The following is a 23017-nucleotide window of genomic DNA, read 5'->3' as shown; positions in this document are numbered from 1 at the left end:
AAGTACTCGCAAGCTGACCTGGATCAGATCGCCCATGAACTCAACACCCGGCCCCGGAAATGTTTAGGCTACCGCACCCCGATTGAAGCCGAACACGCCGGTGTTGCCTTGACGATTTGAACCCAAGCACGCCGTCTTGAGGATCTCATTAGCCCAGCACAGCTCCGCGTTCTCCCGCTTCAGCTTCCGGATTTGCGCTTGGGCATCCGTGGACACCCCTGACTTCTGACCGGTATCCACTTCAGCTTGTTCCACCCAACGACGCAACGTCTGTGTCGCGATACTGAGCTTGGGCGCGGTTTCACGAATCACCACATACCGGCTCGGCGCGTCTTCACCTTCGAGCCGATCAAACACCATGCGCGTGGCACGATCTTTAAACGACTGCGGGTATTTGGTTGGCATAGTTCTATCCTCTCATTTTAGGACGGAACAAAACCCAGGACGGTTCACTGGAACTCACCGAACAGGTCACCGAGAAAGTTCAAGAAGAAGTCTCTCAGGAACTTACCCACTGCACCGACCAACAGGTGCTCCAACCGAGCGGGTGCCCGTTCGGTTACAGCACGGCCAACCGGGTAGACCCGGACAGTATTGAGTGGTCTCTGCTCGATAGTCCCGAAGTCATGTACACCGACGAACCGGGCTCACCCGGCATCGATCGCATTGAAGCCATCGCCCAGCTGGAAGTGGATGAAATCGATGTGGGCACCGGCGAGCAGTCTCGGACCGAGTACCAGCAGCCGTTCACGCTCGAGGCTGACCTCCGACTCACCCCCGAGCACATCGAGGTGACCCTGCACTGGCAATAACCTGGCTGACAGGTCACCCTGTCGGTTTAGTTGGCTCCGCGGTTGCCGATGGTCTGGGCCCAGCGTTTGATGGCATCCCAGTCACGAAAGTCCCCGTATTCGGATTCGTCCACGTGACGCTTTTCGGCCCCAGACAGCACCGAGGGGTCAATTTTGCCACGGAAGTAGCCGAGTTCGCGGGGCCGGTAGCTGGTGAGCACATCGGAGACGTCCTGGGGCAACTGCTCAGCGATGCCGACCGCGGCCACGAACAGCGACTTACGGGCCAGCTCGGCCTGATTGGCCAGGATCACACGGCTGGCAGCCTCGGAGAACTTACCCTGGTAAATCGGGGCCAACACCACCAGCGCGTCGATGTTGTCAATGTTGTTGCCGACCTCGTCCAGCTCTGCGAAGACCGCGGCCGAGCCGTTGGTGGTACGCAACACTTCCACAATGTAGTCCGCTATCTCGCGAGTGGAGTGATGCCTGGAATCGCAGGTGACGATGGTGGCCATAGTGGGATACCTCCGGAGGGGATCAGGACTGTCGGTGACAGTCTAGTGAAATACGGGCAATTCGTGCAGGTTTGGTCAGCGCTGAGCAGGCAGGTCAGTGAATCCCGCGCAGGTCCAAATCCAGGCGACGGTGCACCGGTGTTGCGTCATTCTGCCCGGCTTTCTCAGTGCTCGCGACCTCAACGGGGATTCCCCAGTCCTGCTGGTAGAGATGACAGGCGGCCGCATCGGGGATCGGTTCGCCGGGCTGGCCATCACAGGCCGCAGCTCGGGCGGTAATGTGTAGCACCCCGGAGGTGATGTCCGGGTTGATCTGCACTTGTCGCTGTAGCCCGGTCTGGGAGCCGGTGCCCTCCACGAGCAACTCCTCCGGAGAGGAGGAGATCGTCAGCTGGGTGGGATCCCCCCACCGGTCATCGAGTTTCTGCCCGGCCGGGGCGGTGAAGCCCACGGTCAGCTCCAGCTCGCCGGCGGCAATCCGGGTGGTGGGTCGCTGGGTCGTCATCGCCCCCTCATCGACGCTGAGGTATTGTTCGGGCACTGCGACCCGGACCAGCTGGTGGGCGTTGGTCTCGACCACCACAATCGACACCGCCTGCCCCTGAGCGTTATATTCCACGAGCACATCGGAGGGCTCGTGGAGATTGCGAGCCACCGTGGCGACCGTGGCCTCGGCGGTGGTTCCATCCGGGTTGGTGTGCTCCGGGGCGTAACGACGCACCGCGTGGTTGTAGGTATCGGCGATCAACACCGAGCCATCCGGTAGTCCGGCCACACCCAATGGGTGCTGTAGTCGAGCCTGACCAGGCGCACCGTCCCGGTACCCGAAGTCAAACAGGCCAAGACCGATGGGGCTAGACACGCTGATCTGGTCAGGGTCGCTGACGTGGAGTTCACGCAACGCCGAGGACTCTGAGTCGGCCACCCACACGGTGCCGGCTCGGCCGGTAGCCAGCCCGGAGGACTGGGCAAACCAAGCGGTACCGGCCGGACCATCGGTCAGACCCTCCAAACCGGTTCCGGCAAACAACCCCAGCACCGCCGTATCGGGGTCGAAGGAGAAGATCTGGTGGGTTCCCGCCATGGCGATCAGCACGGTGTTGAGCTCGTCCACCCACAGCACATCCCACGGCGAGGACAGTGAGGTCTCCGTAGCGTCGGTACTCAGCGCGCCCAGCTGGACGTGGTCGCTGGGCTGTTTGGCGCGTTCGGAGTCGATCAGACGCTGGATGCCGTTACCGGCCAGAGTGCCGACCTCGCCGGTGGTCAGATTCAGACTCCGCAATCGGTGGTTGACGGTATCAGCGACCACCACGTCATACCCCACCCGGGCGGCAAGTTCTGCTGGCAACAACGTGGTGCCACCGGGTTCACTGAACAGAGCGGTGGCCGCATCACCATCGGCGTCCCCGCGCTGGCCCATCAGGTCTCGGTCAGTGGCGTTCAATGGCAGGGGGTCACCGCTCCCGTTTCCACCGTAGACGGCCAGCACGGTGGTCAAATCCCCGGCGAGTTCGACCAGGCGGTGGTGTCCGGAGTCGGAGACCAGAAAAGAGCCCGGTTGGGACCCACGGGTCCCCAGCGCGGTCGCCTTGCCCGGGAACCGGAGCTGACGTGCGGCGGGGGCTGGTGCAACGAATGGACCGTCACCGCGGTGCAGGGTGCCTTTGGCGTCATGGATATCGACGAGTTCTTCCACCAGTGAAAAGAGTCCGTTCACTTGGCCTTCACCGGATAAGTGGCCGACAATATAGCCTTCGGGATCTACCACCACCAGGGTCGGCCAGGCGCGGGCCGAATAGGCTTGCCAGGTGTGTAGCGCCGGGTCGTTGACCACCGGATGGTTAATCTCGTAGCGCTCAATAGCCGCTGCCACCGCGGAGGTCTCCCCTTCGTAATCGAATTTCGGGGAGTGCACCCCGACGGTGACCAGCACGTCGGAGAATTTCTCTTCCAGGGGTCGGAGCTCGTCTAAGACGTGCAAGCAGTTGATACAACAGAAACTCCAGAAATCCAGCAACACAATCTTGCCACGCAGGCTGGCCACATCCAACGGTTCCCCACCGGTATTGAACCACGTTTCACCCATCAGCTCGGAGGCGCGAATGCGCGGGGCCGGAGCTGGTGTAGAACCTGATGCAGAAGCTGAGGTCTCGGGGTGGTCTGGTGTCTGTGAGAAAGAATCTGCCATAGATCTATTCTCCCTGATGACGGAGACGTTCAGCTCGGAGCATTTCACGCTTCGTTATCTCACATAGTGATCATCGGGTGGCGTGTTACTCAAGGCGGTGGCGGGGCCTGGCTACACTTGGGTCGTGACCCAGATAACCTCCGAGTCGAAGGAGTACCCATCCATGTCCGAGAAAGCACCGATGGTCCATTGGGACGGTGAGCTCAACAGTGAGGGCCTGGCGCTGATGCGGGCCGGCGGGAAGGCCATCGTCTCCCCCACCAAAGTTGGTTATATTGTGATGACCTCGGATCTTGGAGGGCTCGAGCGCAAATTCGACCTCAAACAGCGCAAGCGCAATAAGCCGGCCGTGGTGCTGTGCGGTTCGGTCGACCAGATCACGGAATTGGCCGAGCTCAACGACGAGGTGGAGGCCTTCTACCGCACGCACGAAGAACAAGATGTCCTGATGGGCTGCATTCTGCCCTGGAAGCACGAGGCCAAGCGCTATATTCCCGCCGGTGCTGAAGAGCTGGTCATGGACGGTCGTGGCACCTCGTGTTTTGTGATGGCCTTTGGCAAGCCCGGTGAGCAGATTGCCCGGGCCCGGTGGGAAGAAGACGGCGAGCTAGTCTTCGCGTCCTCGGCGAATCCTTCCGGCCAGGGTAACCGTGGCTTGGTGTCGGGGATCGGCGAACGCATCGAACAGGGTGTGGATCTGATCATTGAGGCCGATGATTACGTGGCCTCCATCCAGCCCGATGCCACCGTGGAGACCCGGTGGGAGCAGGGCGTGATGGTGTCCTTCGTCGATGATCAGGGAACCCTGGTGCCCGAGCAGAAGGGCGAGCGCGATGTCACTCCGGCTCCGATGCTCATTCGCAAAGGTGTCTACCTGGACCAGATTTTGCGTAACCTGTCGGATCATTTCCTGTCTTGGGACTTCCGCCAGGGCCATTACTACTAAAGCCGAGAGTGGCATACTGAGTAGAAGCTGAGCTTCACGTCATAATTCGCTCACATTCTGCTCGGTCGCTAAGCTATCGGTGACTCATCATTCACAGCACGACGTTGGGCCGTCCGGATATTCCGGGCGGCCTGATGTATGTCTGGAAGGATTTCTAGGAGTTGACCTCACCGTCGATCCCCGACAGGGTCGCCTCCAGGATCTCATCGGCCATGGTGTGGAACTCCTCGGAGGACACCTCGCTGTCACCGGCGAAAGAGACCATCACCGCGTACCCATCGTGTTCGGTGGTCAGCACCAGGGCAGTGACTGCTTCACCGTGTTGTTGGGTTGCTGATCCCCGGGGAACGCGGGACCACAGCAGCCCGCTACCCTGGTCTGGCTCCACGGCTTCAGAGCGCATCGTATAGGTCAGGGTGGTCTCCCCGGAGGGGATGTCCAAGTCAACCTCGGAGCAGTCCCCGGTGAGCTCCTCGACGGTGGCCTGGTAGGCGTCCAGTTGCTCCTGGGCCTGCGCGCCACCGCCCCGCTCGGCGTCTAGACCGGCGATTTCGATGGTCCCGGCCCCGTTGAAGGTCTCGGTCCCAAAATCCAGGCGGGTGATCTGTTCGGAGTCCGCCAGCAGTGGCGACCAGTCCATCTTCGCGACGGCTTGTTGACACGAGCTGGGACTGACTTGGGTGGCTTCGGCTTGATCTTGTCTCTCGTTGGCTTCGTCGCGGGCGGTGGAGATTTCGTCGTCGGTGGCCACGATTTGACGGTCGAAGCCGAAGGAGGCCGCACGTTGGGCCCCGGCACCGACCCCGTGCTGATCCGGGCGGGCCTGTGGATCCAGTAGCGCTTCCACACCCCTGTGAGCGTCGGTGGCTACTTCGGTTCCCGACGGGTCGGGGTCAGCTGGTTCTGAAGAGCACCCGGTAACGACCATCAGCCCGGCCAGACTAACACCCAGTAGCGTGGGAGCATTGGCATGAGCAATTGGTGTGGTGGCCATCTGGTGATCCCCTTCTCGTGGTCTGGTGAATGGTTTATCGGGCGTACGTGCCGCTATTGGTATCGTGACGAGCTGTCTGCGTAGTACTCATCCTCGGTCGCCATCTGCGCATACATCCGGTTCCAGGCCTGCAATTCAGCATCGCCGTCTCGGTCGGCACGACGATCCCGGCGGGCAGCCACAGCCAGATCATACCGACGCCACTGGACCACGGTAATAATAGCCATAATCACTGTGGGGAATTCACCGATGCCCCACATGATCGCGCCACCGATCTGTTGGTCTGCGATGGCCGAAGGACCCCAGTCGCGTCCAATCGCAGAAAACCATTCGGCTTCCAGCAAGGATTCCGATCCGGTCATCGCCACCCCGATGAAGGCGTGGAAGACCATGGTGGCCAACAGCAACACCAGTCGTAGCGGGTAGTTGGGGCGGTGTGGCAACGGATCAATCCCGACCATCACCGAGGCAAAAATGAACCCGGTGATCAAGAAGTGGAAGTTCATCAGTTCGTGGCCGATGTGCTGGTCCAACGCGAATCCGAAGAATGGCGTGTAGTAGAAGATCAGGATGGAACCGGCAAAGTTGATAGCAGCAAAGATCGGGTGGGTCACCAGCTTCGCCCACCAGGATTGCAACAGCCACAACATCCATTCTCGGGGCCCGCGGGTGCCATCAGCTCGAGCCGGTAGTGAGCGCATGGCTAGGGTGATGGGCGCACCCAACACCATGAAGAGTGGGGCGATCATGGTCAGGGTCATGTGGGCGACCATGTGGGCGGAGAACAAAATCATCCCGTACACTGCCGGGGCCCCGGAAGTGACCCACATCAGCACCACGAGTCCGGCCATGAAGGACACTAGCCGTAACACCGGCCAGTTATCGCCACGACGACGTAGCCGCAGGAAGGCCCTCAGGTACCACAGGGCCAAGAACACGATGATGGCCACCCACAACCAGTTCAGCCGCCATTCGGTGAACCAGCGGTCAAAGGTCAGCTCGGGCGGAAGCTCATAACCGGTCAGCAACCGCGCCGGGGAAGCTTCTGGGGGTTCTTCTTCGGGCTTGGGAGGCTCGGTCCGGGCCAGGATCACTGCCACGGTGGTTATCACGACCATCAGCACCACTTCGACCCCGATCAGTCGCCACAACAGTCGCTTGGCCCCGGGGCCGGGTTCAGCTGAACCGGTTTTCAACTGCGGAATCACGACCTGACGGTGGGCGAACCCAACCAGGGCGAGAAGCACCGTGATGAGGAACTTGGCCACGATCAGCACCCCGTAGGGTAGTGCCAACTCGTTGATGCTGTTCATCCGAATGTCGGCGTTGATCACCCCGGACAGGGCCACGGTCATGATCGACAGGGCGGCCAGCACGGAGAAGCGGGCCAGCACCACGTAGACCAGGGGCTGGTCGGCGACCCCGGAACCGGCGGTCTCGCGGGCGCGGTCCTGGCCGATCAGAGTGGTGGCGCTCAGACCGAGGACAAGTAGCCCTCCCACCCACAGCAACACGCCAAGCAAGTGTAGTCCGATCGAGTTCACGGCAGCGAAGTGGTCATCTCCGGAGGAAGAGTGCCCGATCAGCGCCATAGGGACGATACCGATCAGGGCCAGCACGGCGGTGAAGGCCATCGAGGTGGCACCTCGAAGTCCAAAAATCAGCGAGGTCACCACCGCTGCGATGAGGGTCATGGCGAACCAGGCCCGGCCCACCGCGATCGAGAGCACGAAGTCCACCAGGCCGATGGAGAACTCTGGTGAGGCGTTGAGCGGCATCCCGGCCATGTCGGAGTAGGTGAATACCAACTGGCTCAGCGCGCTCACGGTCCAGATGACCGAAGAGATGGAGGCGATGAGCATCACGCGGGTATAGGTCGGATGCTCGTTGAGGTTTACTGTCTCTCCCCGGTGCACGGCCCGGCGGATTTGGTAGCTGGGGCCAGCCCAGCGTGGCAGGATGGCGCAGGCGAACACGAGCGCACCAACGGTGGTTGCCCAGGCCAGCGAGTGTATGACTTTGGTGATCGGCAGCCCCCAGCGGGTTAGGCCACCGGGGTCAGAGAGTTGTTGGACTCCGGTGACCCCAGCGGCGAGACCAGCTACCACCACGGTGAGTCCCCCGAGCACGATCGCAACCGGCCATACCCAAGCGGGCATACCGACGCTCGACTGCCGCACCGGGGCGGTGCTCGGAGTTTTCTCGATGGTCTTCACGGTAACCGGTCACTTTCTGCCCACTGGGGGCTGGATCAGCAAGGTGTTAGCGCTTGGTATCGGCCTCGGGCGAGTTGCCACGGCCGGCACGCATAATCAATGCCACGACAATGACAACCACCAAGACCACAGCCGCAACGATCGCCCAGAACACCCAGGAGGTAAAGATGGAGGCTTCCTCGGTGTTCTCGCCGGTTTGGGTGGCCGTGTTGGCTTCTGCCGTTTGGGTGCCTTCCTCGCTGACTTCGCTGGAGGCTTCCTCGGTGGGTTCCTCAGCCGCCCCATCGCAGTCTTTCGCGGGGTCGCCGGACTCCGGGGCGTTGGGATCAGCATTGGTGAAGCTCATGGTGTCTTCGCCGGTGTGCCCATCGGAGTAGATCACCCGGTAGCTGATCTCGTAGTCGCCGGCAGGTAGCCCGGGGCAGACATCGACGGCGATGTCATAGCCTTCGACCGAGACCTCACCGGTCTGCCATTCCTGACCGTCTGCATCCGAGACGGTGATCAGGTTAGCGAGGTTGGCCCCCTCAGTGGGTTGGCCAGAGAAGGTCAGGCGCACCTCATCGGGGGTGGTGCTGGTTTCTTCACCATCGGCCGGAGTGGTCTCGGTGAGGACGTCGTGGGCTTGGGCAGGCGCCGACAGGCTCAGTGCCATACCGAAGCTGAGAATGACGGCCATGAATAGGCCGGTGATCATGGTGGTCATGCGCACGCTATGGCGTGCAAGGGCAAGTGCGGTGTTCACGATACATCATCCTTGTCTGTACACGTTGTGACAACGTTGAAAATTAGTGATTCTGGCCACGCCAAAGAGCCGGCTCGGCCGGTGAGGTGGTTTAGAGACAAGGTTGAGTCGGTGGTCCGCGAGTGTGCCAGGAGAATAAGGCCTCGCAGGGATGGATCCACCAGCGCGGCGCGCTACGAGGTATCCGGGGCTGTAGCTGTGGCACCACGCCCAGCCCGGTATAGGAGAAGATTCGGCGGGGTACGACGACCACCGTGCGGTCGATCATGATCAGACAGATCCGCTGTCCGTGGACGATGAGCGCGGTGGTGAATAGCGCCGCCATCAGGTGGGCCATCAACATCGCGGAGCCCGCCGACGGCACGGCACCGGTCTCGGCGGAGTTGACGATAATACCGGTGACGTGGTGGTCAGGGTGTCCCGGGGCGACCACGCCAGTCACGGTGGTGCCCGCAGCTGCGGTGATCAGGGTGGAGGCGCCGTGAAAAATGATCTGGCCGAAGGTCAGGATCACCGCGGTCGCCCACCCGGAGATGCGCCGACCGGCCAGCAAGGTCGCAATTGGGGCGCAGAGTACGACGGTCAACAGCCAGACCGGTGAGATCAGCAACTGCATCAGGTCGGCGAGGATCCCGTAGCCGGTGGGCCCGTGCGCCAGTCCGTGCGCCATCACGTGGGCCACGGTGGCCACGCTGGCCGAGCCGGCTGCCACCAGCCAGCCACGTGCCAGGCGTGCCGGGCCGTGGTGTCGGGGTGCAGGCACACCACGAGAGCGGAACGGAGCTTCTCCGGTTCCGATCAGAGTGGTCGTGGCTGACACAGTGGGCCCTTACATGCTCGAAGTGTGGTGCGGTCTCTGCCTATTCTGCCACTCCTTGACCCAGAGGGCTGACATCGTGAACTCTAGGCCACCGCACACGATAATGCCCCCGCAGTCCACCACGGATTTGTGACGGCCTGCGGAGGCACCGCGACAGAGCCAGGCCCTGTCGCAACATGCTGAGGAGGATTACTCTCCGGAAGCAGCAGCCTTCAGCTTGGACCCAGCGGACAGCTTCACACCGTGGCCTGCCGGAATCTCGATGGCTTCGCCGGTGCGGGGGTTGCGTCCGGTGCGAGCAGCGCGGTCGGTGCGCTCAACAGAGAACCAGCCAGGGATGGTGATCTTTTCACCCTTGGAAACCTGCGAGGCGAAAACCTCGAAAACGGCGTCCAACACGCCGTTGACGGCGCTGGCAGAGTTTCCGGAACGCTCTGCAACAGCTGCAACGAGTTCACTACGATTCATAGCCATGTGTCCTCCTGGACGTTTGGTTGTTAGGTAAATCCGCCCAGCACCTGACTGGGCTCCCTGACGTGAAACTACCATCATTTCGGCTCCAACACGCAGTTTTCGTCGCGATTACTCGAGTTTCACGCCGAATTCTGCGCGATCTCTCAGCATGTGGACATTTTCTCCACGTGCGAAGTGTCTGCAACCGGTCTTGTACCTCCTTCGGCTATTTGGCCGGCTTGTGGGAAGCCGAACCCGGGGTGTCAGGGCTGAGATCTTGGTACTGGCTCACATCAATATCGGAGCTAGGGATGACCTCAGTGGGGTTATCGCGCGGGTCGATGCGTTTGATGCTGAATCCGGTGTAGGCATAGATCAAGTTGATCACCGGCACGAGCATCGCAAAGAACACGAAGGGAATGAATTCCAGCGGCGAGAGGCCGAAAACGTCGGCTGCAAAGACCGCGGGAACGGACCAGGGCACGAGGTTGATACCGACCGTTCCAGCAGCCTCGGCCACCCGGGTGAGATTGACCGGGGCCAACCCCATCTTCTGGTATGGGCCCAAGAAGGCGCGTGCGGGTAACAGGACAGAAACATATTGTTCACCGGAGGAGATCGCCACGGTGAATCCGGCACCCATCGAGGTAGCGACCATGGAACCGGGGCGCTTGACTCGGCGCACCACTGTTCCCACCAGCGATTTGAAGGCTCCGGTTTTTTCCAAGATTCCGCCCAAGGCGGTAGCGACCACGACCAGGGCAATGGTGCTCAGCATCTGGGCGACACCACCCCGAGAGAGCAGAGAATCAATAAATTCCACACCAGTTTCGCTGGCGATACCAGCACTCATCGACTGCATGACCTCGGTCAGGGAGCTACCCTGCACGATTAACGCCGTGGCTGCCCCCAAAAGGGCCACCATCAGCAGGGTCAGGAGCGCCGGAACCCGAATTAGCATCAGCCCAATGGCGATCACGGGCACAATCAACAGCAAGGGGTGAATCACGAACTCGGCGTCTAAAGCCGTGAGAAGTTCTGTCACCTCGCCATCACCCACGCTCCCCTCGGCGCCCATCGGCCAGCCGATGAACGCGTAGATGGCCAGCGCAATCACCAGAGCGGGTATGGTATCCCACAGCATATGGCGGATGTGGTCGAAGAGTTTAACCCCGCCCATCGCGGCCGCCAAGTTAGTGGTGTCAGACAGCGGGGAGAGCTTATCGCCGAAGAAGGCCCCGGAGATCACGGCACCGGCCACCAGGGCTGGGTGAAAGCCCATTCCCTGCCCAATCGCGATAAAGGCGATGCCGACGGTAGCGATGGTGGTCAGCGAAGTCCCCAACACCAACGACACGATGGCCGGTACCAGGCATGCCAGCGGAAGGAAAACCACCGGCCAGATGGCCGTCAGACCGTAATAGATGATGGTCGGAATCAGACCACCTTCGATCCACGTGCCGATAATCATACCGATGAGAAACAAGATGAACACGGCCGGCAGTGCTCGACTGACACCGCGGACCATCGACTGCTCCAGCTCTCGCCAGGTATATCCCAGCGCTTTACCGATCACGACAGTGACGATCACGGCTGACATCAACGGGATCACCATGTCGATATCCCACACAGAAATCGACAGCAGGGCCATCACCACCAAAACCGCGATCGGCAGCAGGGCTACTGGCACCGTAGGAAGCTTATGTTCTGTCATCGGTCTCCTTAGACGGGTGGCCGGGGTGACGGCCAGAAATGTCAGGGCGCCAGTTCCTTGGGTCAGGAAACCCACGCTTTGTGTCTTGGCTCACATTAGCGCAGAGATCTACACAGCACAATCATCCCCGTTATCGTTCTCTATCGAGATAGACAACTCGACAAAAGACAATGACCCGTATGCCACCCACGGGTGTGCATACGGGTCATCGTGCTGGCTGACTGCGACTGAGCGGAACAGCTCGCACTAGCAACTAGCTGGCATGAACTGATGTTTACCAGGAAGACTTGGTGATACCGGGCAACTCGCCTCGGTGTGCCATGTCCCGAAAACGAACGCGGGAGATACCGAACTTCTGGAGGGTACCGCGGGGACGGCCATCGATGGAGTCGCGGTTGCGAACCCGAACTGGCGAAGCATCACGGGGAAGCTTCTGCAGGCCGACGCGAGCTTCTTCACGAGCCTCATCGGAGGCGTTGGGGTCAACCAGTGTGGCTTTCAGCTGCTTGCGCTTCTCGTCGTAACGGGCGGCAATAACTTTACGCTGCTCGTTCTTGGCGATCTTGGATTTCTTAGCCAAACCTCAGCGCTCCTCTCGAAACTCTACGTGCTGACGGACAACGGGATCGTACTTCTTCAACGTAATCCGGTCAGGGTTATTCCGACGGTTCTTCCGGGTCACGTAAGTGAAGCCGGTGCCGGCAGTTGACTTGAGTTTAATAATGGGACGCAGGCCCTTATCTTTTGCCATCTTAGAGCTTCACTCCTTTGGCGATCAGATCGTTGACCACAGCATCGATACCGCGAGCGTCGATCACCTTGATGCCTTTGGTCGAGACATTCAGGGTTACCTTCCGGCCGAGCGAAGGCACGAAGTAGGTCTTTTTTTGGATATTTGGATTGAACCGGCGCTTGGTACGACGGTGCGAGTGGGACACGTGGTACCCAGTACCTGGCCCAGCTCCGGTTACCTGGCAATGTGCTGCCATGATCACTCCTCGATTTAAGTACTAGTAAAAGGACGGGCAGAACCCGAAAGAGGATCCCGCCACCAGTGTGTACACCGCACTCTTACTGCGACTTTCCGAAGGTAAACCAGGCTGGGTGAGAACCAACCGAAGTGCCCTTAATCGCTAGGGTGAAGACGGTGAGTCCCTGTTTTACCAGGGATCCAGTTTAGGGAACGACGCCGTTTTCCGGCACGAGGACACCATGACGCATCTCAACGTACATGATGCGGACTCGCACGACGCGCAACAAACTTCTATTGTAGGAGTTTCGCTACTTGCGGGCAAATTAACCGCGGGACGTGCTGATCACAGCGGGTGATCAGTCGTCTTCTTCATCCTCGTAGTCCAGCAACCAGTGATCGGGGTCAATTTCTTCCAGTAACTGAGAGAACAGGTCGTCAATCGTTTCCAGATCTTCGTCATCGAACACGGACAACACCCGGCGACGCACCGAATCAGCGTAACGACCCTGAACCTTCTCCACTTCCTTCTCACCCTGTGGAGTCAGCTCAGCCATGGTCACACGCTTATCGCTCGTGGCTGGGGTACGGATAATCACGTCGCGTTCTTCGAGCTTGCGGGCCACGTGAGACAGGCGCGACAACGAGGAATTGCACCGCTCGGCTAATTGCGACATGGTCAACGCACCGTCTGCATCATGCAGAGCAGACAACACTTGGAACTCAAAGAAGCTCAGAGAACCGGCTTTTTGAAGATCCGTCTCGATCATCGGGCCCACGGTCATAACAACCGCTACCGCGCGCCGCCAAATATCTGCTTCCTTCTGGGTCAGCTGCGCTTTTCGTCTTTGTGAGTGGTGTGGAGCCATCTTCCTTGTCTCTCTTGCCTTCCCGAAAGTTCGCCCTTGATGGGTATTTAAAGTGCGAACAAACAATTGTAAACGTAGAACACCTTGTGTTTCACGAATACCTTAGTCGACACTGGTTTTGGCATTGGTTCTGGTAATCTCCAGTCGGCTAGGGGAATGAGTTTAGTCAGAGAAATAGTACACCACAGAAGTGGGAAGAAACGCCAGGGTTTCATCAATACTACCGTGAATTCTCTCAGGTACTTATCAGTAATTATTCAGTTCTTTTACTGCCTCGCCAGTCCACGATGGCGACGAACAAAGCAACGAGGCCGAAGACCACTAAAACGAGGATCGAGACATCGAATGCGTTGAGGTATTCTCGGGCAGTTTCTGGTCTGATCTCCTCAACGTCTTTTCCGGCATTCACCGGCAGGTGAGCGGTCATGCTATAAAACACCGCGGTGGCCACGGCCACACCGATGGCATTGCCGACCCGCTGGCCGACCTGATAAAAGGAGCCAGCAACGCCGGCTTGGGGCAACGGCACGTCAATCAAGCTCCTCATCTGGTTAGCTGACATGACGATACCGGGAGCGATACCAGCTACACCCATAATTATTGCCATAATCAGTGGTGTGTATTCAACAGAGACTAGGCGGGCACCCAGCGCCAGAGACAGCAACGCGATGATGAACAGGATGAGACCGGCGAAGACCAGCTGAGGAGCGTAGCGCAACGTATATCGCCCCACCCAGGCCGCGGCGATAGCCGATACCACGGCCCACGGCACGGTGATGAGCCCGACCACGAGAGCCGAGTGGCCCAGACCTTGTTGGTTGTAGAGGGTCATCACCAGAAACAGCGGTGGCATCATGGCGAACCAGAGGCTGGTAATGATCACGCCGTAGCGGTATGAGCTGTAGCGGAACAGCGCGAAATCGAGCACCGGTGATTTACCCTGGGCCTTATACCGAAACTCCCAGATGACGAATCCGGCACCGGCGATAACTCCGAGGACTAGCAACAACCATCGGGCCGGGATGTCTTGGTCGGTGCCACTGGTCAGCACGAAGGGCAACATCATGAATAACACGGTGGCTGCCAGAAGCCCGACGCCGACCAGGTCAAGTTGTCGGTCGCGCACATCGCGCGGCTGATCCTTGGGAAGTAGCCAGATAGCCAGTGGGAGCACAATGATCACCAGGGGAACATTCATTCCGAATGTCCAGCGCCACCCGAGTTCAGGCCCGAGCGCTCCAATAAATAGACCACCAACCGCTGGGCCAAAAGAGGTTCCCAAACCAATGCTGGCCCCAAAGAATCCGAGTGCTTTACCACGTTCTTGGCCTTGGAATAAGTTTTGAATGATGCCCAGGACCTGGGGCATTAAGGTGCCAGCTGCAATGCCCTGGACAATGCGAGCGGTAACCAGCATGGTCGATGAGATCGACAGCATGGCTACCAGCGAGGCGATGGTGAACGTCACCAGCCCGATCAAAAACATTGATTTGCGGTTCCAGGTGTCTCCTAGCCGTCCGGCAGGAACGAGGGCCACTCCGAAGGCCAATACATATCCGGCGACGATCAGCTGGTTATCGGTCGTGGTTGCGCCCAGGGTTTCTCGAATAGGTGTCAACACCACGTTGACCTTGACCAGATCGAGGATCGTCAAAATCGCGGTGACCGCGCAGACGGTAAAGGCTAACCAGGGGGATTGTCGCGGTGCGGTAGTGCCAGTGGCAGAGGCGGACACCGAAATACGCTCCTTCGTCTCAGGGGGTGTTCGTGACAGATCGTCGCCGATAATAGTGTGATAACCCGATTATCCTACGCCGATTGGATTCATCGTGACCGACGAGCCTACGCCTCCACAACCCGCTCTGCCCGCCTGCCTATGTGGCAGCTTGCTGGTGGCCGAGCAGTGCTGGATACCGTTGTTACGTGGCGAGCGGTATGCGCCGCCGGCTGAAGCCTTGATGCGGTCTCGCTACACGGCTTTCGCCGTGGCAGACCGCGACTATGTGATGCGCACCTGGGCCAGTCAGTCTCGCCCCGAGCAAGTGGTTTTGGACCCTCGCCAGCGGTATACCGCATTGCGGATTCGTGACGTGGTTGCTGGTGGGTCTCAGGATGAGACCGGAATCGTGGAATTCATCGCTTTTTCCCGCGATACTCACGCAGGTCGCATCATCCAGCATGAGCGCTCACAATTTATCCGCCAAACTCTTGACGATACCCCCGGGTGTTGGGTGTATCTTGAGGGCGAAATCTTCGAACACTGAGTCCCCGACCTTCAGCCAGCTGCGCAGACGAAAGGACCCGTTGTGTCAAGAGTTCATGTCATCGCCACCGGTGGGACCATCGCCTCCCGGACCGAGCATCACAGCATCGGCTCAGTGGCCTCCGATAGCGTCGAGGAGCTCCTGGGAGTCATCACATCCGGTGATCGTGAAACCCACGAAGATTGGCCGGAGCATCAGATCAGCGGTGAACAGCTCTTCTCGGTCAATAGTTTCCGACTGACCTTCGCTGATCTTCGCCAGATCGCGTTGGCGGTTGAGCAGGCAATCGCCGACCCGGAAGTGGTTGGCGTGGTGATCACCCACGGTACCGACACCATCGAAGACACCGCCTTCTTCTTACACTGTGTCTACACCGGTACCGTTCCGGTGGTCATCACCGGGGCCCAGAAGCCTGCCGATGACCCAGCGGGGGATGGCCCGGGAAATTTGCGCGAGGCCATCCTGGCAGCCGGGCACCCGCACATGGCTGACACCGGGGTCACCATTAGCTTTGCCGGACGGATTCATTCGGCTCGCGCCACCCGCAAACACCACACCTTGGCTCCAGAGCCTTTCACCGGGGGCACCGAGATCGCGACGGTGACACACGGAAAACTGGTTCGCCAGGCCACGGCGGCCGCCGGGCCGGGGCTGCCGATGCCAACCGCCGAGATTGGCTCGGTGCAGATCCCGATTCTCGAAGCCGGCCTGGGCAGCTCGGCCCAGTTGGCCCGCCACCTGGTCGAGGACTCCGCCTCATGTGGAATAACCCTGGACGGGCTGGTATTGATGGGCACCGGAGCCGGTAATGCCGCCGACGGATTTGTGACGGTCGTCGACCTCGCCTGTCAGCACCACATCCCGGTCGTGTTGGCTACCCGCACCACATTCGGTCCGGTGGTGGCGATCTACGGTAACGGTGGGGGTGTGGACCTGGTCGCGGCCGGGGCGATGCTGGCCGGTTCGCTCAGCCCCTATCAGGCCCGGATTCTGCTGGCACTGCTGGTGTGCGCAGGTTTCGCAGCAGATCAGCTGGCTGACCGGTTTGCCGAGGTAGCCGGGTAGAGCGGGTTGTGGCCGGCAGTGACCTGCTCAGCAGGGCGCACCGGTTCGGGTGCGGTGCCATCCCCGAAAGGTGTGCCACCCAGTTCCTCACGACGGTGAGCGCTCAACCAGCCGGAGACATTGGGTCCGGCCGGCACGATCTGGGTGGGATTAATATCGGCGTGGACAATGTAGTAGTGCTGTTTGATCTGGACGAAGTCCACGGTGTCACCGAAACCGGGGGTTTGGAATAAGTCCCGGGCGTAACCCCACAGGGCCGGGAATTCGGTGAGTTTCTGGCGGTTGCACTTGAAGTGGCCGTGATACACCGGGTCAAAGCGCACCAAGGTGGTGAACAGGCGCACGTCGGCTTCGGTGATGTGCTCGCCCATGAGGTACCGGCGGGTGGACAGCCGGTCTTCTAACCAGTCCATGGCATCAAATAATCGCGTGTAAGCCCGGTCATAGGCCTGCTGCGACCCCGCGAATCCGGCCCGGTAGACCCCGTTATTCACCTCGGTGAAGATCCGGGTGACCACCTCGTGCATCTCCTCCAGCTGGTCCTCCGGTAACAGGTCAGGGGCTCCAGGCCGGTGAAAAGCACGCCACTGGGTAGAGAAGTCCAGAGTGATCTGCGGATAGTCATTGGTCACCACCGCGCCGGTCGGAATGTCGACGATGGCTGGGACGGTAATACCGCGCGGGTAGTCGGGAAACCTGGCGAGGTAGTTTTCCTGCAACCGGTGGGTGCCAAGCACCGGGTCGTGTTCTGTCTCATCGAGGTCAAAGACCCAGGAGCGTTCGTCATGGGTTGGGCCAGGGGTACCCAAGGAGATCGCGTCTTCCAGCCCCAACAGTCGTCGCACGATCATCGTCCGGTTCGCCCAGGGGCAGGCGCGGGCGGCCACCAGCCGGTAGCGTCCGGACTCCACGGGCCAAGCTTGCGCCTCGTCGGTTAAACCGGCCGAGAGGTCGGTGAGCTGGCCTACCTGGTCATAGGCCACCCGTTCAGCGGCCGTGATCGCTTCCGGGTCGGCGACGATCCGGTCATTGATGTAATTTGTGTCGCGGTTATATTCTTGACCGCTTGTCACGTAGCCGGTTGCGCCCTGTAATTCCATACACTCAATACTATGGCAGTGGTACAACGCACAACAGCTCATACCGAAGTGGTCCGTTCTGATAATGCCTCGGGGATGACCCTGACCGGCACCAATACCTACCTGATCGCCGCCCCAGAGGCGCAGACGGTGGTGCTGGTGGATCCCGGCGAGGCCGCCTCACAGCGCGAGCACCTGGCGCGGGTACGTCAGGCCCTGCACGGTCGGAGCGTGGAACTGATCGTGATCACCCATCACCACCCGGATCACACCGGCGCGGTCGAATACTTTCACCAGCAGCTTCAGGCCCCGGTCACCGCATTCTCCTCCAGCTGGTGTCGCCATACCCAACCGGTGGCCGACGGAGGGCACATCACCGCGGCCGGTACCACCGTGCAGGTATTGCACTCCCCCGGCCATACCTCTGATTCGATCTGTCTGGTTTTACCGGAAGACCCTGCGGTGATCACTGGGGATACCGTGCTGGGCGCCGGGACCACCATGCTGGATCATCCCGATGGCCGCCTGGTGGACTATCTGGCCACGATGGACCGCCTGATCGCCACTGCCGAGGGCCTGACTGATCATCCAGCCACCACCGTTCGTGGTCTGCCGGCCCACGGGGATCCGTTATCGGATCTGGCGCAGGTTGCCCGGCAGCTCTCCGCGCACCGCTTGCAACGCGTCGAACAGCTACGGCAAATGGTGGATCTTGCTGCCTTCCGGGGTCGTGATATCGAGGTCGCTGACCCCGTAGTGCAGTCTTTAGCCACCGAGGTCTACCCCGATGTTCCGCCTGAGGTGCGCGGTCCGGCCGTGCAAACCGTAGCTGCCACACTGCAGTATCTGATCGATCACCGCTGATCCCACGCCCCGTGCTGATTCGAAGGAGTTTCCCGTGAAAAACACGGATGACCGCTCATCGACCTCCTCCTACGAGCAGGCTTCCGACCACGCACCCGTGGCACTGATCACCGGCGCCTCCTCCCAGCTGGGGGCCGCTTTTGCCCGGCATTTGGCTTCTCAGGGGTATCGGTTGGTGTTGACCTCTCGCCACCTTGACGGGCTGGCGGCGGTGGCTGAGGACGTCGAGTCCCGCTACCGGGTGGTGACCGAAACGTTAGTGGCCGATCTGGCGGAGTTTGCCGAGCGCCAACGGGTGATCGACCGGTTGGTGGATCCGCGTTACCCGGTCCAAATGCTGGTTAATAATGCCGGTGTGGGGCTGGCCGCGGACTTTGCTGATAGCGACTGGGAGACTGAGGCCCGGATGATTGAGGTCAGCTTCACGGCCCCGATGCATCTGATCCACGGCGCGCTACCAGCATTTCTGCGTCGCGGAGGTCGGATCGTGAATGTCTGCTCGATCGCCGGGTTGTTCCCGGACGGCTCCTATGGGGCCACCAAGGCCGGTCTGGTGGCTTTCTCTCGGTGGGCGCATGCTCGGTACCACGCTGACGGTGTTAATGTCACCGCACTGTGTCCGGGCCTGTTGGACACCGACTTCCATGTCAATTCCGGCGTCGACGTCTCCCATCGGCCCAAGTGGAGTTTCACCGAAGTGGATCAAGTGGCTCTGGAGGGGTTGGCCGCGGTGCATAAAGGCGAGCCGCTGTGCATTCCCGGCCGTGCTGCGAAGTTGCTGGCCCGCTCCGCCAAGGTGTTACCCAACCGACTGGTGGCCTCCATTGCTCGCAAACGGCCGCTAACCGGTAGCTCCGAGCAAGATTAGCCCAGAGACGATAAGCTCAGAAGTGTTCCCTCCGCCGGTTGTTACCGGTGGGATTTCGCCGGCGAAAGGACGACAACGACCATGACCATTCTTGTCGGGTATAAGCCCTCCGCTGAGTCGCGGGCCGCCTTGCGCACTGCCCTGCAGATCGCCGAACGTTCCGGAGAAAACGTCGTGGTCCTCAATGCTGGCCCTGGGGGCGAGCACCGCACTTCGTCGTCGATGACCGAAGAGACCCGGCGGGAGCTGAACTCCATCTTGGCAGCGTCCTCAGCCACCACCGAGTTCCGCGAGTATGCGCGTGGAAACACCACCATGGACGAGTTCAAAACCGTCGCGGCCGAGATTCGCCCCTCGATGATCGTCATCGGCATCCGCCACCGGTCCGGATTCGGCCGGTTGATGATGGGCTCGGTGGGCGATCAGATTCTGCAAGAAATGCACGAGCCGGTGCTGGCGGTCAAGGCCACCCAGGACCAGGACCTCACCTCACCGGATGCCACCCCGGAGATCACCGGGGATGCCGACCCGAAACAGGTGGAATCCTAGATGCTCACACCCCCATCGCCGAGTTCTGCACACGGGTACCCCATCGAGGTCATCACCGGTGATATCACCATCCTCGAGGTCGACGCGGTGGTCAATGCCGCCAATTCCTCCCTGCTCGGTGGTGGTGGCGTCGACGGAGCGATCCACCGCGCCGGCGGTCCCGCCATTCTGGAGGCCTGTCGTGCCCTACGGTCGGACAAGCTACCCGAGGGACTTCCCGCTGGCGAGGCCGTGGCCACCACGGCCGGGCATATGCCCGCTCGCTGGGTGATCCACACGGTCGGGCCGGTGTACTCCGTCAAACAGGACCGCACCGAAACCCTGAGATCCTGTTATCGGAAGTCTTTAGTGCTTGCCGATGAGCTCGGAGCCACCTCGGTGGCTTTCCCGGCGATCTCAGCCGGTGTCTACGGTTGGCCGATGGATGATGCCACCCGGATCGCCGCCCGAAGTTGCGCTGAGACTTTGGACGAGCTCGCTGCCCGCGAGGATGGGGCACCCACGGTGAAACAGGTGGTGTTGGTGGCCTATAACGACCAGGCCGAGGCCGGGTTCCGCGCCGGGGTTTCCAGCCTGGCTTAGTCCGCGTGCTGTGGCCGGTCAGTCTCCAGCCCGGCCAGCACCGTCCGCCACTTATCGGCCAAGGTGTCAACGTTCTCGTGGGCATTGAGCCCCGACGGTTGTGGCACCACCCATAATTGCACCTCATCAGGCCACTGCGCTAGCAACTCATAGGTGGCCCGGTCTGTCGCACTCAACCGCCCCAGCTGGGCCTGAGGTGCGTGATATGCGGTACGAAATGCTGTGATCCCGGCAATCGCCACAGCCGCGGGGCGCAACTGCCCCACTCGCCGGATCAACCGTTGGCCACCTTCCCGGAGTTCTGCGGTGCTCAGCTGGTCAGCCCGGACAGTGGCACGTTGCACCAGATTCGTCATCCCGATTCCCGACGAGACCAGCTCATCGGCCAGCTCTGCACTCATTCCGGCACTGACATCGACCGGTTCCTGGAGCATCCCGGCACGGTACAGAGAGGGCCAGAACCGGTTTCCCGGGCGGGCGAACGGAGCGTTGACCGCCGCGGTCCACAACCCCGGGTTGATGCCACAGATCAACAGCCGCAACCGTTCTTCGGGATCGACCGGCAACACATCATCGGTGATCTCTGGATCGGTGGTATCCACCGCGTTCAAATCCTGGCGAGTGGGTTTGGCCCCACCCAGCGGAGATTCCCGTCGCGGCTGGGCCTTAACTCTGGGAACCGTCATCGGCCCCTCCATCAGATTCTTCGGCTTCTTCGGCGCGTTTGCGGGCCTGGTACTGTTTGAGTTCTTCGAGCTCTTCGGTGGTGAGGTTATCGATATCGACCGGCTCGCCGGTGTTCGGATCGATCTCCGGGATCGCCCCGGTGGATTCCGCAGTCCTTCGCGCCCGCTCTGCGTAGGCGTCTTCACCAGGTCCGGCCATATCCCGACCACGTTCCAGCCCAGCAATCGAGGAGGTAAAGACCGAGGAGGCATCCGAGGACCGGGTCAACGGCACCGAACCGGAATCCTGAGTCTCTGGGGTGGACTCAGCATCATCGCTATCGGAGTTCTGTGGCTTCGATGTGCCCGAGGATGCGGACTGTGCCGACTGATCTGCCCCGCGGACGGCCTCGTCCAGGGTCTCACCCGGACGGATCACCGGTAACTGCGAGATCACCGCGGGAGGTTCATTGGTGTCGTACCAGTTCTCCCAGCGGGACTGTTGTTGGTGCTGGTCTTGTGTTGCCTGCTGAGTCGTCTCGGACTCCGTGTTGGGCTTGGTCTGAGACGAGTCTGCACGATCGTTCTTACCCGGTGCCACGTGGGAGGACGATTCCGTCTGATTCAGCGGACCGCTGGGTTCCATGATGCGCATCCGGTAGATCACCTCGGGGTGCTCGGTGCGAATGAAGGTGGCGAGGTCTTCGCGCACCAGGCACCGCAGATCCCACAGTTCACCGTAGTTGCGGGCTGAAACCACGGCCCGAATATGCAACATGCCCGATGCCGCGTCGGTAACCTGCATCGAGGCGTCACGGCCGTCCCACAGGTCGGTGGAGGCAAGCAGGGCGCGCAACCGTTCACGCAGGTTGTCCATAGGCACCTGCCAGTCCACGTCGAATTCCACCACACCCGACAGTGCGGTGCCCACACGGGTGAAGTTTTCATACGGGGTGGTGGTGAAGTGGCTGGAAGGGAACAGAATCCGCCGACCGTCCCAAATCTTGAGCACCACATAGGACAGGGTGATATCTTCCACAGTGCCTTCGTAGTCGTCCATCGCCACCACGTCACCGACACGGATCGCATCGGTGAAGGCCAGCTGGATGCCGGCGAACACGTTGGTCAAGGTGGACTGGACTGCCAGGCCAGCAATCACCGAAATCAAGCCGGCCGAGGCAAGAAGACCTGCGCCCAACGCCCGCACCTGGGGAATCGCCAGCAGAATGGCCGACACCGCAATGACCACGATGACCGCAACCACGATGCGACGGATGAGTTGCATCTGGGTTTGGATACGACGTTCACGCAAAGAACCAGTTCCGGCCACGTGATATTTATCGGCGATGCGCGACTCAATGAAGTTCACCACGCGCAACCCCAACCAGGCGAAGCTGGCTACCACACACACCAAAAGGATGAAGGCCAAACCCGAATACCAGGCCAAATCTCGGCCAGAGAGTCCCAACGCAATGCGGGCACCCAAAAAGACCAGGGCGAGAACCATCGGGGTATACAGGCGACGCAACTGAGCGTGGAAGGTCTTGCGCCGACGGAAGGCCATGGAGGTAACCACCACAATGATGCCGGCGACGACCAGGCCCACCAGGGCGCCGACAGCCAGGTTAAGCACCACGCCCAGGACAGGCCCCAGCGATTCCACGTTGGAGGAGGCCGAATCTTGAACATTTTGGGGTAGCGCGTCTTCTACCTCGGCAAAGCCATCGGAGGTGGAGGGGCTCGGCTCTGCTGATTCAGGGGTCGAGGATGCTAAGAGGGTGAGTCCAGAAAGCATAATCTCCACTGTGCCATGCGGGTCTGAACTCAGGCTGAAAAGACCAAGGGGTTTCGTCA

25 protein-coding genes are annotated in these 23017 nt (G+C 60.6%); 8 read left to right on the top strand and 17 right to left on the bottom strand.

Going from position 1 to position 23017, the window contains the following annotated elements; genetic code table 11:
* Window positions 1-63: 63 nt before the first annotated feature.
* Window positions 64-405 carry a transposase gene (locus DYI20_RS08195; protein WP_122549278.1) on the bottom strand — a complete coding sequence of 114 codons (342 nt, stop codon included), beginning with the start codon at window positions 403-405 and terminating at the stop codon, window positions 64-66.
* Window positions 406-626: 221 nt separating this feature from the next.
* On the opposite strand from DYI20_RS08195, the gene DYI20_RS08190 reads away from it, so the two are divergent.
* Window positions 627-812 carry a hypothetical protein gene (locus DYI20_RS08190; protein WP_166769848.1) on the top strand — a complete coding sequence of 62 codons (186 nt, stop codon included), beginning with the start codon at window positions 627-629 and terminating at the stop codon, window positions 810-812.
* 26 nt (window positions 813-838) lie between these two features.
* Here DYI20_RS08190 and DYI20_RS08185 read toward each other — a convergent pair whose 3' ends face one another.
* On the bottom strand, window positions 839-1309 hold the full coding sequence (locus DYI20_RS08185) for a flavodoxin domain-containing protein (RefSeq protein ID WP_122549276.1): 471 nt from the start codon (window positions 1307-1309) through the stop codon (window positions 839-841).
* Between the two features lie 94 nt (window positions 1310-1403).
* Window positions 1404-3500, bottom strand: a complete 2097-nt coding sequence (locus DYI20_RS08180; protein ID WP_122549275.1) for an NHL domain-containing thioredoxin family protein — start codon at window positions 3498-3500, stop codon at window positions 1404-1406.
* Between the two features lie 163 nt (window positions 3501-3663).
* Here DYI20_RS08180 and DYI20_RS08175 point away from each other — a divergent pair, with 163 nt between their 5' ends.
* Complete coding sequence (locus DYI20_RS08175; protein WP_122549274.1) at window positions 3664-4446, top strand: L-threonylcarbamoyladenylate synthase; 783 nt, start codon at window positions 3664-3666, stop codon at window positions 4444-4446.
* Between the two features lie 154 nt (window positions 4447-4600).
* Here DYI20_RS08175 and DYI20_RS08170 read toward each other — a convergent pair whose 3' ends face one another.
* From DYI20_RS08170 to DYI20_RS08120, 11 genes are all read right to left on the bottom strand, one after another.
* Complete coding sequence (locus DYI20_RS08170) at window positions 4601-5440, bottom strand: hypothetical protein (protein WP_110100731.1); 840 nt, start codon at window positions 5438-5440, stop codon at window positions 4601-4603.
* 53 nt (window positions 5441-5493) lie between these two features.
* Complete coding sequence (locus DYI20_RS08165) at window positions 5494-7656, bottom strand: bifunctional copper resistance protein CopD/cytochrome c oxidase assembly protein (RefSeq protein WP_244924672.1); 2163 nt, start codon at window positions 7654-7656, stop codon at window positions 5494-5496.
* A 46-nt stretch (window positions 7657-7702) separates the two neighbouring features.
* Window positions 7703-8401, bottom strand: a complete 699-nt coding sequence (locus DYI20_RS08160; protein WP_110098067.1) for a copper resistance CopC family protein — start codon at window positions 8399-8401, stop codon at window positions 7703-7705.
* A gap of 91 nt (window positions 8402-8492) precedes the next feature.
* Window positions 8493-9221 (bottom strand): hypothetical protein, encoded by a 729-nt coding sequence (locus tag DYI20_RS08155; RefSeq protein ID WP_110100732.1) that lies wholly within the window; start codon window positions 9219-9221, stop codon window positions 8493-8495.
* 189 nt (window positions 9222-9410) lie between these two features.
* The gene (locus DYI20_RS08150; protein ID WP_110098069.1) at window positions 9411-9695 is read right to left on the bottom strand and encodes an HU family DNA-binding protein; all 285 of its coding nucleotides are present in this window, start codon (window positions 9693-9695) and stop codon (window positions 9411-9413) included.
* A gap of 205 nt (window positions 9696-9900) precedes the next feature.
* A complete protein-coding gene (nhaC, locus tag DYI20_RS08145) occupies window positions 9901-11388 on the bottom strand; it encodes a Na+/H+ antiporter NhaC (protein ID WP_122549273.1) in 1488 nt (495 codons plus the stop codon).
* Window positions 11389-11662: 274 nt separating this feature from the next.
* Window positions 11663-11968, bottom strand: a complete 306-nt coding sequence (rpsN, locus tag DYI20_RS08140; protein WP_110098071.1) for a 30S ribosomal protein S14 — start codon at window positions 11966-11968, stop codon at window positions 11663-11665.
* 3 nt (window positions 11969-11971) lie between these two features.
* Window positions 11972-12139 carry a 50S ribosomal protein L33 gene (rpmG, locus tag DYI20_RS08135; protein WP_110100733.1) on the bottom strand — a complete coding sequence of 56 codons (168 nt, stop codon included), beginning with the start codon at window positions 12137-12139 and terminating at the stop codon, window positions 11972-11974.
* Between the two features lies 1 nt (window position 12140).
* The gene (gene rpmB / locus DYI20_RS08130) at window positions 12141-12377 is read right to left on the bottom strand and encodes a 50S ribosomal protein L28 (protein ID WP_110098073.1); all 237 of its coding nucleotides are present in this window, start codon (window positions 12375-12377) and stop codon (window positions 12141-12143) included.
* 340 nt (window positions 12378-12717) lie between these two features.
* Window positions 12718-13143 carry a MarR family winged helix-turn-helix transcriptional regulator gene (locus tag DYI20_RS08125; RefSeq protein WP_158524720.1) on the bottom strand — a complete coding sequence of 142 codons (426 nt, stop codon included), beginning with the start codon at window positions 13141-13143 and terminating at the stop codon, window positions 12718-12720.
* A 337-nt stretch (window positions 13144-13480) separates the two neighbouring features.
* Window positions 13481-14962 (bottom strand): MFS transporter, encoded by a 1482-nt coding sequence (locus tag DYI20_RS08120; protein ID WP_166769847.1) that lies wholly within the window; start codon window positions 14960-14962, stop codon window positions 13481-13483.
* A 94-nt stretch (window positions 14963-15056) separates the two neighbouring features.
* Between DYI20_RS08120 and DYI20_RS08115 the strand changes: the two genes are divergently transcribed.
* Both DYI20_RS08115 and DYI20_RS08110 read left to right on the top strand, forming a co-directional pair.
* A complete protein-coding gene (locus DYI20_RS08115; protein WP_208392139.1) occupies window positions 15057-15491 on the top strand; it encodes a YchJ family protein in 435 nt (144 codons plus the stop codon).
* A 42-nt stretch (window positions 15492-15533) separates the two neighbouring features.
* The gene (locus DYI20_RS08110; RefSeq protein WP_122549270.1) at window positions 15534-16556 is read left to right on the top strand and encodes an asparaginase; all 1023 of its coding nucleotides are present in this window, start codon (window positions 15534-15536) and stop codon (window positions 16554-16556) included.
* Here DYI20_RS08110 and DYI20_RS08105 read toward each other — a convergent pair.
* A complete protein-coding gene (locus DYI20_RS08105) occupies window positions 16520-17656 on the bottom strand; it encodes a glutathione S-transferase family protein (RefSeq protein WP_243857479.1) in 1137 nt (378 codons plus the stop codon). The genes DYI20_RS08110 and DYI20_RS08105 overlap by 37 nt on opposite strands.
* 12 nt (window positions 17657-17668) lie before the next feature.
* Between DYI20_RS08105 and DYI20_RS08100 the strand changes: the two genes are divergently transcribed.
* The 4 genes from DYI20_RS08100 (at window position 17669) to DYI20_RS08085 (ending at window position 20498) form a co-directional block, all read left to right on the top strand.
* Window positions 17669-18499, top strand: coding sequence for an MBL fold metallo-hydrolase (locus DYI20_RS08100; RefSeq protein ID WP_110098079.1), 831 nt, complete (start codon window positions 17669-17671; stop codon window positions 18497-18499).
* Window positions 18500-18533: 34 nt separating this feature from the next.
* Window positions 18534-19367, top strand: a complete 834-nt coding sequence (locus DYI20_RS08095) for an SDR family NAD(P)-dependent oxidoreductase (RefSeq protein ID WP_166769846.1) — start codon at window positions 18534-18536, stop codon at window positions 19365-19367.
* An 81-nt stretch (window positions 19368-19448) separates the two neighbouring features.
* Window positions 19449-19916 carry a universal stress protein gene (locus DYI20_RS08090; RefSeq protein WP_110100737.1) on the top strand — a complete coding sequence of 156 codons (468 nt, stop codon included), beginning with the start codon at window positions 19449-19451 and terminating at the stop codon, window positions 19914-19916.
* On the top strand, window positions 19917-20498 hold the full coding sequence (locus tag DYI20_RS08085) for an O-acetyl-ADP-ribose deacetylase (protein ID WP_110100738.1): 582 nt from the start codon (window positions 19917-19919) through the stop codon (window positions 20496-20498). It begins immediately after the preceding gene.
* Here DYI20_RS08085 and DYI20_RS08080 read toward each other — a convergent pair.
* Both DYI20_RS08080 and DYI20_RS08075 read right to left on the bottom strand, forming a co-directional pair.
* The gene (locus DYI20_RS08080) at window positions 20495-21184 is read right to left on the bottom strand and encodes a mismatch-specific DNA-glycosylase (protein ID WP_122549283.1); all 690 of its coding nucleotides are present in this window, start codon (window positions 21182-21184) and stop codon (window positions 20495-20497) included. The genes DYI20_RS08085 and DYI20_RS08080 overlap by 4 nt on opposite strands.
* Window positions 21165-22958 carry a mechanosensitive ion channel domain-containing protein gene (locus DYI20_RS08075; protein ID WP_166769845.1) on the bottom strand — a complete coding sequence of 598 codons (1794 nt, stop codon included), beginning with the start codon at window positions 22956-22958 and terminating at the stop codon, window positions 21165-21167. Before DYI20_RS08075 ends, DYI20_RS08080 begins: the two co-directional genes overlap by 20 nt.
* Between the last annotated feature and the right edge of the window lie 59 nt (window positions 22959-23017).

It is taken from the genome of Auritidibacter ignavus (assembly GCF_003703835.1).
Lineage (GTDB): Bacteria > Actinomycetota > Actinomycetes > Actinomycetales > Micrococcaceae > Auritidibacter > Auritidibacter ignavus.
The sequence above is the reverse complement of the archived record's forward strand: the minus strand, read 5'-3'. Positions and strand labels throughout refer to the sequence as shown.

Bases quoted from the DNA above. Each gene is read 5' to 3' on its own strand.
- DYI20_RS08100 (WP_110098079.1), top strand. From the start codon at position 17,669: ATGGCAGTGGTACAACGCACAACAGCTCATACCGAAGTGGTCCGTTCT.
- rpmG (WP_110100733.1), bottom strand. From the start codon at position 12,139: ATGGCAAAAGATAAGGGCCTGCGTCCCATTATTAAACTCAAGTCAACT.
- DYI20_RS08150 (WP_110098069.1), bottom strand. From the start codon at position 9,695: ATGGCTATGAATCGTAGTGAACTCGTTGCAGCTGTTGCAGAGCGTTCC.
- DYI20_RS08090 (WP_110100737.1), top strand. From the start codon at position 19,449: ATGACCATTCTTGTCGGGTATAAGCCCTCCGCTGAGTCGCGGGCCGCC.
- DYI20_RS08185 (WP_122549276.1), bottom strand. From the start codon at position 1,309: ATGGCCACCATCGTCACCTGCGATTCCAGGCATCACTCCACTCGCGAG.
- DYI20_RS08190 (WP_166769848.1), top strand. From the start codon at position 627: ATGTACACCGACGAACCGGGCTCACCCGGCATCGATCGCATTGAAGCC.
- DYI20_RS08175 (WP_122549274.1), top strand. From the start codon at position 3,664: ATGTCCGAGAAAGCACCGATGGTCCATTGGGACGGTGAGCTCAACAGT.
- DYI20_RS08105 (WP_243857479.1), bottom strand. From the start codon at position 17,656: ATGGAATTACAGGGCGCAACCGGCTACGTGACAAGCGGTCAAGAATAT.
- DYI20_RS08075 (WP_166769845.1), bottom strand. From the start codon at position 22,958: ATGCTTTCTGGACTCACCCTCTTAGCATCCTCGACCCCTGAATCAGCA.
- DYI20_RS08170 (WP_110100731.1), bottom strand. From the start codon at position 5,440: ATGGCCACCACACCAATTGCTCATGCCAATGCTCCCACGCTACTGGGT.
- DYI20_RS08080 (WP_122549283.1), bottom strand. From the start codon at position 21,184: ATGACGGTTCCCAGAGTTAAGGCCCAGCCGCGACGGGAATCTCCGCTG.
- DYI20_RS08195 (WP_122549278.1), bottom strand. From the start codon at position 405: ATGCCAACCAAATACCCGCAGTCGTTTAAAGATCGTGCCACGCGCATG.
- DYI20_RS08125 (WP_158524720.1), bottom strand. From the start codon at position 13,143: ATGACCGTGGGCCCGATGATCGAGACGGATCTTCAAAAAGCCGGTTCT.
- rpmB (WP_110098073.1), bottom strand. From the start codon at position 12,377: ATGGCAGCACATTGCCAGGTAACCGGAGCTGGGCCAGGTACTGGGTAC.
- nhaC (WP_122549273.1), bottom strand. From the start codon at position 11,388: ATGACAGAACATAAGCTTCCTACGGTGCCAGTAGCCCTGCTGCCGATC.
- DYI20_RS08085 (WP_110100738.1), top strand. From the start codon at position 19,917: ATGCTCACACCCCCATCGCCGAGTTCTGCACACGGGTACCCCATCGAG.
- DYI20_RS08180 (WP_122549275.1), bottom strand. From the start codon at position 3,500: ATGGCAGATTCTTTCTCACAGACACCAGACCACCCCGAGACCTCAGCT.